The sequence below is a fragment of the Fictibacillus barbaricus genome, from assembly GCF_014635025.1.
Lineage (GTDB): Bacteria > Bacillota > Bacilli > Bacillales > Fictibacillaceae > Fictibacillus > Fictibacillus barbaricus.
In genome coordinates, this window is record NZ_BMCE01000001.1 from 273,199 (window position 1) to 288,157 (window position 14,959).

Sequence of the window (14,959 nt, forward strand, 5' to 3'; positions counted from 1 at the left end):
AGGCTGTTATTCGGAATGTGTTTCTGTATTGATAACGCGTTCGTGCACGTTATAGATGTTTGTGCGCAGTTTAAGTAGGTTTTCATGCAAATGCAAGGGAGTTTCGCGCAATTTACTACCACATTCATGCAACTTTGTTCTATTTCCACGCGACATACATTACAAACAAAAAAAGTTATCTGAAATATAAGAATATATACCTATTTATTTGCAGTTTTATCAGACGAATGGCACATTTTCCAACAAAAGAAAACATGACATAATAAAGGAAATGAAAGCGTTAACATAAAACCATTTGTGCAAACGCTTTCGCAAACTTGCACAACAAATTAAAAGGGGGAAACGAAGTGAGGAAAACGAAATCACGCTATGCTGTTTCATGGCTATTATTAATCACCATGATTTTGCAAACGTTTGCAACGGCACTCTTCATACAACCAGCTTCAACAAAAGCGCAAGAGCGCACCGTTACACTTGTTGGAGATCTGCAATCTGAACTGGGGGGCTCTGGCGACTGGAACCCTGCAGACGAAGCTACAAAAATGGAACTGCAGGCAAACGGTAAGTACAAGCTGACAGGTAAGCTTCCTGCTGGTAATTATGAGTATAAGATTGCGATTAATGGCTCATGGGACGAGAACTATGGAGTGAATGGCGAAGCAGGCGGGCCGAATTATAAGATTACTGTGGACGGTGAAAAAGAAGTGACGTTTGTATATGACGATACTACACACAAAGTAACAATTCCAGAACCACTACCTGCAGAACAAACACCGCGGATCGTAGGTGATATTCAGCCTGAGCTTGGAGCAGGGGGAGAGTGGGCGCCCGGTGAGTCAACTGCCCTGTTACAAGATGAAGACGGTGACAGCATCTACACGTATACTGCACAAGTGCCAAAAGGAAAGCACCAGTTTAAGATCGTGCTCGGAAACGACTGGAATGCACCTGCATACCCAGGCGATAACTTTACACTAAACGTTTTAAAAGACGCTGAAATCACCATTTTTTACAACCACGACACAAAAGAAGTATACACGAACTATGATCCAGGATTGCCAGATGGCAGCGTGAACACGGGCAAACTGTTCCATGACACGTGGAACGAAGCATTTCGTGCACCATTTGGAGCAATTAAAGCGGGACAAGATGTGACTCTGCGCCTTCAAACGAAAAAGGGTGACCTGACTGGCGCTAAGCTTTATCTTCGTAACTACAACACCGGCAGCACGACCGTGAAAGACATGGAGAATACAGGCTGGACAACCGTTAACGGTGAAGAGATCGAGCTTTGGGAAGCAACGGTAACACCAGAAGAAAAAGGAGTATATGGCTATAAATTTACGGCACGTGATGGAGATGCGGTAAAAGAGTACGGTGAAGATACGGGTGAAGGCGGAAAAGGAACAGCAGCTGATACAAACGCTGGTCTTTTCCAGATGACGGTCTACGATCCATCTTACAAAACACCTGACTGGATGAAAGAATCTGTTGTCTATCAAATTTTCCCTGATCGTTTTTATAACGGCAACAAGAAGAACGATACAGCAAAAACAACTGCTCGCGGTACAGAACCGGTCGAGCACCAGGACTGGAGCGAGCTTCCAGACAACCCTCGTCAAGCTGAGACAGAGGGATATGACGGAGACAAGATCTGGTCGAACGATTTCTTTGGCGGCGATATTGCCGGTATTCAAAAGAAACTTGACTACATCCAATCCCTTGGTGTAAATACGCTTTATCTGAACCCGATCGCACATGCTGCATCCAACCACAAGTATGATGCAACAGACTACAAAGCGATCGATCCGATGTTTGGAACACCAGAAGAATTTAAGGCTTTTACAAAAGAACTCAAAAAACGCAAGATGCACCTGATCCTCGATGGTGTGTTCAACCACGTTGGAGACGACTCGATCTATTTTGACCGTTATGGAAAATATGACACGGTCGGTGCTTACGAATATTGGGCAAGCATCTATGATCTTATGAGCGAAAAAGGCTTATCAGAAGAAGAAGCGAAGAAACAAACAGAAGAGAAGCTGACAGCGGAAGGCCAGAATTTCAGTTCATACGGCTTCCACAATTGGTTTAATATCGAGAACGAAAAAGTGAACGGCATTTATAAATACCAAGCATGGTGGGGCTTTGACTCACTTCCTGAGATCAAATCAATCCCGGGTGAAGCAGTCGACTATGATTCAGAACTAAATAACAAGCCGTTCGCAGATTACATCATGTATGATGAAGATTCTGCTGCGAAATCGTGGCTCGACCGCGGTGCATCAGGCTGGCGTCTGGATGTAGCGAATGAAGTAGATACAGAGTTTTGGAGAGAGTTCCGTGAGGAGTTAAAAGAAGGAAAGAAAGAGGACCCGCTGATCTTAGGAGAGATCTGGGATGATGCTTCTGAATACTTCCTTGGCGACCTTTACGACTCTGTTATGAACTACCGTTTCCGTGGTGCGATGATCGACTACTTGAAGAACGGTAATGCAGAAGGTGCTGAAAACCAGCTGAATGCTGTGTTTGAAGATTACCCGCAAGAAGCGTTCTACGCGCTGATGAACTTGATGGGATCACATGATACGCCTCGTGCGGCATTTATCCTTGGAAACGGAACAGACTCGTATGAGCGCGCTGAACTCGATCCAAAGTATGACCACGAATTAGGTGTAAAACGTTTGAAGCTTGCGGCGATCTTACAGATGGGTTATGCTGGCGCACCGACCGTTTATTACGGAGATGAAGCGGGCGTAACAGGCTCTAAGGATCCGGATGACCGAAGAACGTATCCGTGGGGTTCAGAAGATAAGGACCTTGTGAAGCATTATCAAGCAATCGGAAAAGTACGTGCTGACTATCATGATCTGTTCAGCTATGGCGAATTAAATCACTTATATGCCGAGAAAGATGTGCTCGCGTATACGCGTACAGATAAAAAGAACGCAGCTCTTGTTATCACCAACCGAGGCAATGAAGAGAAAACCGTTGAACTTGATGTGAAGAAGCTGATCGTGAACAACGTGAAGCTGACAGATCAACTGAACAAAACTTACAAGACAACTGTAAAAGATGGAAAACTATCAATAACTATTCCGGCGATGGCGGGACGAATGCTCGTTTCTGAAAAAGGACAAAACTTAAAGCGTCCAGAAGCGGTAACGAACGTAAAGGCTGCTGAAGGAAGCCACTCTGTATCCCTCTCATGGGAAGGTGACGCGAGAAGTTATGCAGTCTATCAAACGACGATCTCAGGTGCTTTTTATGAAAAGGTAGCCGAAACAAAAGGAAACGCTATTAAGATTGACGATTTAGATAACGGACGCAAATACTATTACGCGGTAGTAGCGCTTGATAAAGATAACAACGAATCTGTGAAAACAGAATCAAAAGCAGCAATTCCGCACGTTGCATTAAAAGATGGAAACTATGAAATCGCAGGTGTAACAGAATTAGAAAACGGTGTAATTTACCTTTCAAAGTCACAAAATGTTTCAGCTGATATCTTTATTCAAGGTGAAACAGAAAGTGATGTTGCAGAAGGTCTGCAAGCAGAACTTCAAGTAAAGGAGCCAGGCAAAAACAGCTGGACATCTCACAGAGCAACGTATACAGCACAAAATGGAGAGTTCAACACATTCAGCTCCTCATTCTTGCCGTTTAATGAAGGTACGTATGAATACCGCTATGCGTTCTCTACAGACCTAGGCAGAACATGGGTAACAAGTGAAACGAAATCGGTAACGTTTACAAAAGGTGACGACACAACCGCACCAGCTGATTCTGTTACACTAGAAGAGCCAGCCCAAGAATCAGGACAAGTGAACCTAAAGTGGTCTGTTGAAGCAGCGAACGAGCCATACCTGTTCACGATCGTTCGTGACGGGGAAGTGATCGACCAACTGTTGGATACAAACGCAACGACGTACAAAGACATGAACGTGACCAATGGAAAAGCGTATTCCTATGAAGTGCACATATACGACAAAGCAGGTAACAGCGTGAAGTCGAACGCTGTTAGTGTAACTCCTGACCTTGTTATGGTAAAAGTAACCCTAAAAGTAAACGCACCAGAGTATACGCCACAAGGGGTGGATCTTACAGTTCCAGGCACGAAGAACGGATGGAACACAGGAGCATGGAAAATGACACGCGGTGGTGCCGTAACAAATGATTACGAGTACACGTTTGAAGCCCAAGAAGGCGAAGTCATCACGTACAAATACGTGAAGAACAGCTCGTGGGATCAAGAAGGTCTTGCTGACCACACACCAGGCAATCCTAATGATGATGACGTGAGCTACTATGGATATGGCGCAACAGGAACGGACTTAAGCTTTGTTGTAACAAATCAAGGCGGAAATAAGATGACCGTTCAAGATAAGATCGTGCGTTGGATCGACATGCCAGTGGTTATCACTTCACACACAGATGGTCAGACTGTATCATCTGACAGCATTACGCTAAAAGGAACGGCTATTAAAGAGGGTGTGATGACGATCAACGGTCAGCCTGTAGCGATCAATGATGACATGACGTTCTCGCATACAGTGAATCTGGCTGCAGGAGAGAACAAGCTGAACATCCATATCGAACCGTCTGAAGAGAACAAATCCACGATCTTTAAAAACGACGGCGGCGCAATTGGAAAGAACACGAAAGATATTGTGATGACGATTAATAAAAACTGATAGAAGAAGGGATGCTTCCTGAGGGAGCATCTTTTTTTGATACATCAGGAAAAATGTGATTTTATCAGGAAAAATATGATTTTATCAGGAAAAATAAAAATATATCAGGAAAAACAAGATTTTATCCCTTACTTCTTATATTTTTCTAAAATCCTCTCCGTCACACCCATCATATCTCCCTTACTCCTTTTCGCCTCAGCATACTGCTCATAATCCTCAGCAGAAACCTCCAGCAAGAAGCTTTTAGGAAAGATATAAGGCTTTCCTTTGTCCTGTTCATCTAAGTTGTTCATCACTTCAAGCTCGTCTTCATTTTCTTCATTCTTCTTAGGATCGAAGCTAAACAGTTTTCCATACTCCTCTTCCACACTTTTATTCACGTTCATAAAGTAGCGCATCGAAACACTCCTATTACAGTAGTTATGTGAATGGTATTCCCTACAAACGTGAAAATCAGACATGTTTTTTAGAATTTATCCTGAGAGTATAACTCGATATAGGTGCGCGGAAAAAGTCATTACTTGCGTGGAAGTCGTTCGATTTGCGTGGAAAAGAAGCTAAAGTGCGTGGAAAACTAGATAGACTGCGCGAACGCGTAATAAGCAAAAGAACACGTACCGTAAAACATGAGGATCACGTCGCTTCAATAAAGATGAAACACCGGTTGTTATGAAAGCCCTTTAGCGATAAAATAGATTTATAGAACAAACAGAATAGTCATTTACCACTAGGGGTGCCTTTGTAAGGCTGAGATTAAAGTGTACTTTAAGACCCTTGGAACCTGATTTGGTTAGAACCAGCGTAGGGAAGTGGTGTGTTGAACGGAATCTGCTAAACGACTGCTGAATCTTGTAAAACCACCTCTTTTCTAAACAAAGGAGGTGGTTTTTTGTTGTGAAAAAAGAACTCCATGTGATTTCTACAGGTAAGCAATCAGAAGAGGAGCTTATTGATATTCTTTATAGCATCTACCCGTACATCACAGCTTTTCATATCCGTGAAAAAGAAAAAACAGCAAGGGAGCTTTCGGCTCTGATCACTAATCTTCTGGAGATCGGCGTGCCGCAATCCAAACTAGTCGTCAATGATCGAGTGGATGTCGCGGAATGTTTCGGTACAAGAGGTGTTCAACTTCCTTATCATGGATTAGACGTGAAGCACGTTAAACGTTCATTTCCCAAACTCACCATCGGCTGTTCGGTACATTCGATGGAAGAGGCACACTATGCTGAGAAAACCGGTGCTCACTATCTGTTGTATGGCCATGTTTTTCCTACAACATCCAAGGAAGGAAAAATACCGCAGGGACTGACAGGATTAAAAAAAATAACGAGAAGCATCTCTCTTCCCGTCATCGCTATAGGTGGCATCCAGCCAAAAAACGTGCGAGATGTTATTCAAGCAGGTGCAGCTGGTATCGCCGTGATGTCTGGCATCTTAGAATCAGATTCACCGCTAGAAGCTGTTAAAGAATATCAACAACATTTGGAGGTGTGCCAATGAGCTCAACATATGATGCGGTGATTATCGGAGGCGGGGTCATCGGCTGTTCCATCGCCTACCAGCTTTCCAGAAGAAAAAAGAAAGTTCTTCTGCTAGAAAAAGAGAGAGTGGGAGAAAAAGCGTCCTCTGCAGCAGCTGGCATGCTTGGAGCACAGATGGAGTTTGAAGTCGGCCATCCTCTCTATCCGCTTGCCAAAACCAGCCGTGAGATGTTTCGGTCCCTATCTCAAGAGCTGTACGAGGTAAGCGGCATTGATATTGAACTGATCGAAAAAGGAATCTACGAACTGGCCTTTACGGAGGAGGAGACCTTTCAACTTCAAAGAAGGGGAGAAAAGGACTTCTTTTATGGGGAAAAAATTAGTTGGCTATCTTCTGCAGAACTGCAAGAAAGAGAACCAGCTTTATCAACTTCTGCACGTGGAGCACTTTATTTTCCAAATGACGGTCAAGTTTCGCCTATCAAACTTACAAAAGCATATTTGGAAGCGGCCAAGACTTTTGATGCAGAAGTAAAAGAGCATACTGAAGTCACAAGGCTTGTCCAAAACGGAAACCGAATTACAGGCGTTCAGACGAAATCAGAAACGATTCTAGCTGAGCATGTTATTTTAGCTGGCGGAGTATGGAGTTCAGAACTGGTTCCAGCACTTCAGATGGTACCGGTAAAAGGAGAATGTGTTTCTTTTATAACGGATAAGCCCCTTCTGACCGGGACCGTTAAATATAAAGGATGTTATCTTGTACCGAAACGACACAATCGGATTGTGATCGGTGCGACAAGTATACCGGATACGTTCGATGAAAAGGTGACGTTCACTGGTATGTTTGAGCTGATGGAGAGAGCGAAGAAGATTGTACCCAGCCTTCAAGAAGCTATTTTTGAGAGAGCATGGACAGGTATCCGTCCTCAAACAAAATCCGGGAGGCCCTATATCGGTCCTCACCCAGTAGTGGAGGGGATGTTTCTGGCTGCTGGACATTACCGCAATGGTATCCTACTATCTCCTTTAACAGGAAAGATGATAGCTGACCAAATTGAAAGCGAGGTGCGTATTAATGAAGCTTATGATCAACGGAGAAGAGGTACAGGTACCGGATTCGCTGCGGTCGATAACTGAACTGCTGGAACACTTGAAACTGGACGACCAAATCGTGATAGCTGAAGTGAATCAAGATATTATCTCAAATGAAAAACAAAGTGTGACTCAAATAAAGGAAAACGACAGAATCGAACTTGTGCGTTTTGTCGGTGGAGGATGATTTCATGTTAAACATTGGACCTTATTCATTTTCATCAAGACTTCTTTTAGGAACAGGCAAATACCCGGATTTTGAAACACAGAAAAAAGCGGTAGACGCGTCCGGATCTGAAATCTTAACGTTTGCTGTTAGAAGGATGAACATCTTTGAAGCTAGCCAGCCTAACTTTTTAGAAATGCTGGATCTTAAAAAATATACACTGTTACCTAATACGGCCGGAGCAAAAACGGCAGAGGAAGCCGTACGAATCGCAAAACTAGCAAAAGCATCCGGATTATGTGATATGGTAAAGGTAGAAGTCATCGGCTGCGACAAAACGCTGCTGCCAGACCCAGTAGAAACGTTAAAAGCGACAGAAGAGCTGTTAAAAGAAGGCTTCATCGTCCTGCCATATACGTCAGATGATGTGGTTTTGGCAAGGAGATTAGAGGAACTTGGTGCACATGCCATCATGCCAGCAGCCTCTCCGATCGGTTCGGGTCAAGGGATCATTAACCCGCTTTATTTAAAATTCATTATCGAGCAAACAATTGTACCGGTCATCGTAGATGCTGGAATCGGCTCGCCGAGTGATGCTATTGAAGCCATGGAGTTAGGCGCAGATGGTGTGTTGTTGAACACAGCTGTAGCAGGTGCAAAAGATCCCGTGAAGATGGCACTGGCGATGAAGATGGCTGTAGAAGCTGGACAGTTAGGGTTTGAAGCAGGCAGGATCCCAAGAAAAGAAACGGCAACAGCCAGCAGTCCTTTAGAAGGGTTGAGTGTGAAGTGAATGAACGATATTCAAGACAGGAATTATTTAGCCCGATCGGTAAAGAAGGGCAAGCGAAAATAAGCGAAAAAAGTGTACTCATCGTTGGAGCGGGAGCGCTCGGTGCGGCGAGTTCAGAAGCGCTGACACGTGCTGGTGTGAAACGAATCGTCTTAGTCGACAGAGATTATGTGGACTGGACAAACCTGCAGCGTCAGCAGCTTTACTCAGAAGAAGATGCGAAAAATCAGCTGCCAAAAGTTATTGCAGCTAAGAATAGATTAGAGAAAATTAATTCTGAAGTAGAGATCCAGGCACATGTAATGGATATGGGCATTGAGGAAGCGGAAGAACTGATCTCAGGCATCGATCTCATCATGGATGCGACCGACAATTTTGAGACGCGGTTACTGATCAACGACTTAGCCCAAAAATATCAGGTGCCATGGATATACGGTGCATGTGTGGGAAGCTACGGAATCAGCTACACCATCATTCCAGGACAAGGGCCCTGTCTGAATTGTCTTTTAGATAAAATTCCTGCGAACGGTCAGACGTGTGACACGGCTGGCATTATCTCGCCAGCGGTACAGATGGTGACTGCTTATCAGACAGCTGAGGCGCTTAAGATATTGGTCGAGGATTTTGAGGCTGTCAGGAATAAGATTATTACGTTCGATCTTTGGACCAATCAGCAAGTCCAATTAGGGATGGAAAAGGCCAAGAAGATGGATTGTCCGTCTTGTGGAACAGAGCCGATTTTCCCTTACTTGAAAAAAGAGTCTGAATTAAAGACAGCGGTTTTATGCGGCAGGGATACTGTGCAGATCCGTCCATCTTTCAATCGGGAGATCAACTTGGAGCAGATGGAGAAAAGTCTTGTGTCACATGGCAGGGTAAGACGAAATCCGTACCTGCTTGAGGTTCAAAACGAGACGCATCGCCTGGTCCTTTTTAAAGACGGACGTGCACTCGTACATGGAACAAAAAACACGGCAGAAGCAAAGTCTATCTACCACAAATTCATAGGATAAAGAAAAAAGATGCCGGCTGGATCTAAGCCGCATCTTTTTTGCGCAGTCTTCTGTTTCGAATCTCCTCAACGGCACCGGATCCTAGGAGAACACCTGTAATGATCAGCAGGAAGCCTAGAATATGCTGGAACAGTATCTGTTCATCTAAAAATAGATTTGCACCAACTAATGCAAAAAAGGGATTCAAGTTAATGAAGATGGATGCTTCAGAAGCACCAATTTTACCGATCGCCTCGTTATAGAGCATGTGGCCGACAGCTGTAGCAATACAGGCCGAAGCAAAATAGATCAGCCAAAGCGAAACCGTTGAGTTCTCGATGACACCCGCAAATCCTTCAGGCTCTTCAAACAACCCAATCACGATTAAAAACAGCGAACCGATCACCATCATGTAGCCTGTCATCAAACGCGGATCCAACGTATGAGCAACCCGTTTGATCAGAATAAAACTTACGGCCTGAGTGAGCACTGATAATAAAATGTATCCATCACCAAATGAGATCCCGGCCACTTGGCTGCCTTCAAGGACGATGAATGCTACACCAGAGAACCCTAGGAGAAGGCCGACTGTTTTTAGCAGTGTCAGCGGTGTACCCAAGAACGAGATAGCAAGGATCGTTGTGAGGAGCGGTGACATCCCCATAATTAGGCCGCCATTTGTCGCAGTTGTTCCCGTTAAGCCGATCGAAAGAAAGTAATGGTGTGCCACAACATTAAAAATGGAGGCCAGAAAAACATACCAAAATTCTTTTTTGGTAAGTATTCGAACCTTTTTTATAAGCGAGAGAAGCAGAAATACCGTTAATCCAGCGGTTAAAACACGAATTCCTGTGATCGTAACAGGCATGAAGTTTGTAACGAGAATTTTCGTCGCGGTTACGTTCAGCCCCCATACGACCATCACAAAGAATAAAATTAAATATGTTCGATACGGTTTCATCACGTCATCTTCTTTCTTCTGCTTTTACTTAATGAAGTAAAGTATTAAAATGATTTTACCATTGTACTACCAATCGAAAGGTTTTTACAGATAAAAAGCTTTCATTTTTTCAGATTAAGGCGAAAAGACTAATTAGGTTAAGTGGTGACAAAAACATTTCTCCAAAGTGTAGAAATTGCTATAGTAAGAGAAATGATTATACGGATATGGAGAACTTTGTCGAATGACCTATATTTTTGGATTTAGGCTTAATCTATGGTGAGTTAGACTTAATTTTTTCAATGAAGACTTAATTGACCATCAGTAAGACCCAATTGCACATCAAACAGACTTAATTAGAGAAAGAAGCGGTGATGTTGGATGAAAAAAGTGAACCCTTATGTACTTCTGGTCGTCGCTACCTTGATCTGGGGTGGTAATTTCGTGATTGGACGTGCCATCGCGAGCAGTTTGCCTCCAATTACACTGTCTTTTTTACGCTGGTGTACAGCATTCGTGATCTTCCTTCCGTTTGCTTGGCCTTTTCTGCGTAAAGAGTGGGGTTTATTGAAAAAACAGTGGCCTATCGTACTTTTCATGGCTGTAACGGGAATTGCTGGTTTTAACACATTGCTCTACATAGCTCTTCATTACACCACTTCCATCAACGCGTCACTCGTAAACTCATCTACTCCGATAATCATCTTTATGTTGTCATTCATTTTTATGGGTGAGAGATTGAACGCCCAGCAAGCTGCAGGAGCGATCCTCTCTTTCTTAGGACTTCTTTTTATTATTTCAAAAGGCTCACTGGAAGTGCTGCTGAAGTTTTCTTTTAACGTTGGAGATCTTATCGTTATTGCTGCGGTCATCTGCTGGAGCATCTATTCTATACTCATCAAACAGTTTTCCGGAAGATTGCCTGCTTATAGCACATTCACTGTATCAATGGTCCTTGGAATCCTTATTTTGTTTCCCTTTTTTGTTCGAGAGGCACTGACAACCGAGATCGCCTGGTCAACAGGATCGATCCTTACCATTTTTTACACGGGTATTTTCGCATCCATAGTTGCTTTTATGTCATGGAACATTGCGGTAGAACGGATTGGAGCGAATAAAGCAGGGGTATTTCTGAACTTAATCCCGGTATTTGCTGCTCTTTTTGCGGTGCTGTTTATTGATGAAACGCTAGCTTGGTATCAAGCAGCAGGCGGTGTGCTCGTCATCTTAGGCGTTTTTATCTCCACACGCTTAACTAAAAGAGAAAAACAGAGTATGAAACAGGAGATAAGCTTTTAGGGTAAAAGTAAAATATTTACAAAAAGTTGAAACTTATTTCAGCTATAAATCGTATTTATAGTTGAAAAAAGAGAGAGTTGGATAGGAGGATTTGGGGATTTCATGACAACACATACGTTAGAATTGAAGAACTTATCGAAAAAGATCAAGAACAAAACCATTGTGGATGACCTGTCGTTTTCTGTCAGAGAAGGAGAAATCTTTGGCTTGCTCGGTCCGAATGGTGCCGGAAAAACGACGACAATCCGCATGATTGTGGGGCTGATCTCCATCACGGATGGTGATGTTTTTATCAACGGTGACAACATTCGCGGGAACTATGAAAAAGCGATGGAACGAGTTGGTGCGATCGTTGAGAACCCGCAGCTGTATGATTATATGTCAGGTTATAAAAATCTGATGCAATACGCTCGAATTATGCCAGGTGTTACACAGGAAAGAATTGATGAGGTCATTCAACTCGTTGATCTAGAGTATGCCATCCATGATAAGGTTAAAACCTACTCGCTTGGGATGAGACAGCGATTAGGGGTAGCACAGGCGCTATTACATAAGCCGAATGTATTAATTCTGGACGAGCCGACAAACGGACTGGATCCACAAGGGATCTATGACTTGAGGAACTATCTGCGGCTCTTAGCAAATAACGGAACATCTGTCGTTGTGTCTTCTCACATGCTTGCCGAGATGCAATTGATGTGTGACCGTGTGGCCATTATTCAGCACGGAAAACTAGTACGTATTGATGAGATTTCAAACCAAGAAGAAGAAGCCGATGTAAAAGTTCATTTTCAGGTCGAGGGTGATCTTTTGCAGGCGAAGAAAATTCTAGCTGAGCTGAATCCTGAACTTGTGATTGAAGATTTTGGCAAAGAAATTATTGTTCAAACGGCAGACATGAAGACGATCGCAGAGCTGAATAAGCAGCTTGTTTTGGCGGGTATCCTTGTAGTGGGCATTCAGCGCAAAACGAAGACGTTAGAAGAACGATTCTTGGAGATGACGAAGAAAGGGGGAGATGTGAGTGAAGTGGCTGTCCCTGTTAACGAATGAGTGGATTAAGATCTTTAGCCGTGTACGTACGTGGATCTTCCTCGCACTTCCAATCATCATTATCATTGGTGTTGCCGTCTATGATAAAGTGACGACGGATGAAGCAGAAAATAATAATTGGAAACAACAGCTGACACAAAACATCAATGATGATAAAAAGGCTCTAGAAGAAGCAAGAAAGAACAACGATGATGATTTCTATATCGAGATGCTAGAGTCAAACATCAAGCAGAACGAATATGCAATTGCCAATGACATCTCTCCATATGAAACAACCGCCTGGCAGTTCATGAAAGACATGGCACCCATCTCATCCTTGATTGGATTGTTCGTGATCGTGGTAGCCAGTGATATCGTATCAAGTGAGTTTTCGAAAGGTACGATTAAAATGCTGCTCATTCGTCCTTACAGCAGGTGGAAGATCCTTTTATCCAAATTCCTTGCAACGCTCGGCTTTGCCTTTGTTATGTGGCTGGCTGTCATCGTTGCTTCATGGTTAGTGGGTGGCCTAGCATATGGCTTTGGCGGTATGGACCAGGTTTATCTAACGTTTACCGAAGATCAGCAAGTTAAAGAACGACTGATCGTGGAGTATGTATTCTTAAATATTGGGCTGGAGTTTATTGAATTAACAGTACTTGTGGTGCTTGCATTTATGATTTCTACGCTCTTCATGAGTAACTCGATAGCGATTGGGGTCGCCATGTTTACAATGTTTGCCGGAAACATCATTGTTACGCTACTTGCGACAAAAGACTGGGTCATCTACACCTTGTTTGCCAACATGGATCTCAGTGTATTAATTGATGGGCAAAACCAGCTCATCAAAGATTTAACGCTGCCGTTCTCTATCAGTGTACTCGCGGTGTATACAGCCTTAATGCTTGCTCTCACGTTCATAGTCTTCCAAAAGCGCGACGTGAAAGCTTAATAGTAAAATAGTAGGGGACAGATCCGGGTCTGTCCCCATCCATGGACAAATCCTAGATTTGTCCACCTGAAAAGGACAGGAGCTGAGCTCCTGTCCTTTCTTTATGAAACTCCTATCCTCATACTCTATCTCTATGCTTGCTGTGACTGAAATTGATCTTCTTCTGTCGATCCTTTTAAAGCTGTTGTAGAAGCTGTACCACCGGAAACTAGCTGTGTTACTTCGTCAAAGTAGCCTGTTCCTACTTCACGCTGGTGGCGTGTAGCCGTATAGCCATCAATCTCACTATCAAACTCTTTTTGCTGAAGCTCAGAATAAGCGCCCATACCTCTTGCTTTGTAGCCTTTTGCGAGTTCGAACATGCTATGGTTAAGGGCATGGAAGCCAGCTAGTGTAACGAACTGGAACTTGTAGCCCATTGCCGCTAGCTGCTGCTGGAACGTCTCAATCGTCGCGTCATCCAGTTTCTTTTTCCAGTTAAAAGAAGGTGAGCAGTTGTAGGCTAATAGTTTACCAGGGTACTGCTCGTGGATCGCATCGGCAAAACGCTGCGCTTGCTCCAGATTTGGCTCAGACGTTTCACACCAGATGAGATCAGCATATGGCGCATAAGCAAGGCCGCGCGCGATGGCTTGATCCAGTCCAGCATTTGTACGATAGAAACCTTCTGCCGTTCGTTCGCCTGTAATAAACGCACGGTCAACCGGGTCGATGTCACTCGTGATCAAGTCAGCAGCATCTGCGTCCGTACGTGCGATCAATACAGTTGGAACACCCATAACGTCAGCAGCCAATCGCGCTGAGATCAGGTTGCGCACTGCTGTTTGAGTCGGCAGCAATACTTTTCCGCCAAGATGACCGCACTTTTTCTCAGAAGATAACTGATCTTCAAAGTGAACTGCAGAAGCACCGGACTCAATCATGCCTTTCATGAGCTCAAATACGTTAAGCTGTCCGCCAAAACCAGCTTCGGCATCCGCAACAATCGGCAAGAAGTAATCGACTTCATTTCCGCCTTCCATGTGCTGAATCTGATCGGCGCGCTGAAGAGCAGAGTTAATGCGTTTTACCACGTGTGGAACCGAGTTTGCCGGGTACAAGCTTTGGTCTGGATACATGTTTCCTGATAGGTTGGCATCTGCAGCGACCTGCCAACCGCTTAAGTATACGGCTTTCAGACCTGCCTTTGCTTGCTGGACCGCCTGATTGCCCGTTAAAGCTCCTAAAGCGTTTACATATGTCTCGTTTTGAAGCAGGTCCCAGAACTTTTCTGCTCCCCGTTTTGCCAAAGTGTGTTCAACATCGATCGAACCGCGTAAACGGATAACCTCTTCCGCTGTATAAGGACGCGTAACCCCTTGCCAGCGCTCTTCGTTCTGCCACATTTCCTTTAACTTCTCCACACGTGATTGATTCATTCATCTCGCTCCTTAAGTTTTTTAGTTTTTTGTAAAAAGCTGATTTTAAGTTATTAAAAAAGAGGGGTGGGTGGTTGATTTCCGCTCCAAGATA

The 14,959-nt window shown here is 43.8% G+C and carries 12 protein-coding genes and 1 riboswitch; of the genes, 9 read left to right on the forward strand and 3 right to left on the reverse strand.

Annotation, left to right across the window (positions count from 1 at the left end):
• Positions 1-347: 347 nt before the first annotated feature.
• Positions 348-4,694 (forward strand): alpha-amylase family glycosyl hydrolase, encoded by a 4,347-nt coding sequence (locus IEV52_RS01385; RefSeq protein WP_229754147.1) that lies wholly within the window; start codon positions 348-350, stop codon positions 4,692-4,694.
• Between the two features lie 128 nt (positions 4,695-4,822).
• On the opposite strand, the gene IEV52_RS01390 is transcribed toward IEV52_RS01385, so the two are convergent.
• The gene (locus IEV52_RS01390; RefSeq protein WP_188400750.1) at positions 4,823-5,092 is read right to left on the reverse strand and encodes a hypothetical protein; all 270 of its coding nucleotides are present in this window, start codon (positions 5,090-5,092) and stop codon (positions 4,823-4,825) included.
• A gap of 321 nt (positions 5,093-5,413) precedes the next feature.
• Positions 5,414-5,519, forward strand: a riboswitch (TPP riboswitch).
• Between the two features lie 69 nt (positions 5,520-5,588).
• Here IEV52_RS01390 and tenI point away from each other — a divergent pair.
• Genes tenI through IEV52_RS01415 form a run of 5 tightly spaced genes read left to right on the forward strand, consistent with a single transcriptional unit; the run spans position 5,589 to position 9,245 of the window.
• Positions 5,589-6,197 (forward strand): thiazole tautomerase TenI, encoded by a 609-nt coding sequence (tenI, locus tag IEV52_RS01395; RefSeq protein WP_188400751.1) that lies wholly within the window; start codon positions 5,589-5,591, stop codon positions 6,195-6,197.
• Complete coding sequence (gene thiO, locus IEV52_RS01400; protein WP_188400752.1) at positions 6,194-7,318, forward strand: glycine oxidase ThiO; 1,125 nt, start codon at positions 6,194-6,196, stop codon at positions 7,316-7,318. Before tenI ends, thiO begins: the two co-directional genes overlap by 4 nt.
• A complete protein-coding gene (gene thiS / locus IEV52_RS01405) occupies positions 7,257-7,460 on the forward strand; it encodes a sulfur carrier protein ThiS (RefSeq protein ID WP_188400753.1) in 204 nt (67 codons plus the stop codon). Before thiO ends, thiS begins: the two co-directional genes overlap by 62 nt.
• 4 nt (positions 7,461-7,464) lie before the next feature.
• A complete protein-coding gene (locus tag IEV52_RS01410; RefSeq protein ID WP_188400754.1) occupies positions 7,465-8,232 on the forward strand; it encodes a thiazole synthase in 768 nt (255 codons plus the stop codon).
• Entirely contained in the window at positions 8,229-9,245 is a 1,017-nt protein-coding gene (locus tag IEV52_RS01415) for a thiazole biosynthesis adenylyltransferase ThiF (protein ID WP_188400755.1), read from the forward strand. The genes IEV52_RS01410 and IEV52_RS01415 overlap by 4 nt, the downstream gene beginning before the upstream one ends.
• A gap of 22 nt (positions 9,246-9,267) precedes the next feature.
• Here IEV52_RS01415 and IEV52_RS01420 read toward each other — a convergent pair whose 3' ends face one another.
• Positions 9,268-10,185, reverse strand: a complete 918-nt coding sequence (locus IEV52_RS01420; protein WP_188400756.1) for a DMT family transporter — start codon at positions 10,183-10,185, stop codon at positions 9,268-9,270.
• 360 nt (positions 10,186-10,545) lie between these two features.
• Between IEV52_RS01420 and IEV52_RS01425 the strand changes: the two genes are divergently transcribed.
• The 3 genes from IEV52_RS01425 (at position 10,546) to IEV52_RS01435 (ending at position 13,447) form a co-directional block, all read left to right on the forward strand.
• The gene (locus tag IEV52_RS01425) at positions 10,546-11,463 is read left to right on the forward strand and encodes a DMT family transporter (protein ID WP_188400757.1); all 918 of its coding nucleotides are present in this window, start codon (positions 10,546-10,548) and stop codon (positions 11,461-11,463) included.
• A 102-nt stretch (positions 11,464-11,565) separates the two neighbouring features.
• Positions 11,566-12,516, forward strand: a complete 951-nt coding sequence (locus tag IEV52_RS01430) for an ABC transporter ATP-binding protein (protein ID WP_188400758.1) — start codon at positions 11,566-11,568, stop codon at positions 12,514-12,516.
• On the forward strand, positions 12,488-13,447 hold the full coding sequence (locus IEV52_RS01435; RefSeq protein ID WP_188400759.1) for an ABC transporter permease: 960 nt from the start codon (positions 12,488-12,490) through the stop codon (positions 13,445-13,447). The genes IEV52_RS01430 and IEV52_RS01435 overlap by 29 nt, the downstream gene beginning before the upstream one ends.
• A gap of 131 nt (positions 13,448-13,578) precedes the next feature.
• On the opposite strand, the gene aceA is transcribed toward IEV52_RS01435, so the two are convergent.
• Positions 13,579-14,865 carry an isocitrate lyase gene (aceA, locus tag IEV52_RS01440; protein ID WP_188400760.1) on the reverse strand — a complete coding sequence of 429 codons (1,287 nt, stop codon included), beginning with the start codon at positions 14,863-14,865 and terminating at the stop codon, positions 13,579-13,581.
• Between the last annotated feature and the right edge of the window lie 94 nt (positions 14,866-14,959).

What these genes read in the sequence shown, in the direction of transcription:
- thiS (WP_188400753.1), top strand. Translation starts at nt 7,257, where the DNA reads ATGAAGCTTATGATCAACGGAGAAGAGGTACAGGTACCGGATTCGCTG.
- IEV52_RS01425 (WP_188400757.1), top strand. Translation starts at nt 10,546, where the DNA reads ATGAAAAAAGTGAACCCTTATGTACTTCTGGTCGTCGCTACCTTGATC.
- IEV52_RS01410 (WP_188400754.1), top strand. Translation starts at nt 7,465, where the DNA reads ATGTTAAACATTGGACCTTATTCATTTTCATCAAGACTTCTTTTAGGA.
- IEV52_RS01420 (WP_188400756.1), bottom strand. Translation starts at nt 10,185, where the DNA reads ATGAAACCGTATCGAACATATTTAATTTTATTCTTTGTGATGGTCGTA.
- thiO (WP_188400752.1), top strand. Translation starts at nt 6,194, where the DNA reads ATGAGCTCAACATATGATGCGGTGATTATCGGAGGCGGGGTCATCGGC.
- IEV52_RS01430 (WP_188400758.1), top strand. Translation starts at nt 11,566, where the DNA reads ATGACAACACATACGTTAGAATTGAAGAACTTATCGAAAAAGATCAAG.
- aceA (WP_188400760.1), bottom strand. Translation starts at nt 14,865, where the DNA reads ATGAATCAATCACGTGTGGAGAAGTTAAAGGAAATGTGGCAGAACGAA.
- IEV52_RS01390 (WP_188400750.1), bottom strand. Translation starts at nt 5,092, where the DNA reads ATGCGCTACTTTATGAACGTGAATAAAAGTGTGGAAGAGGAGTATGGA.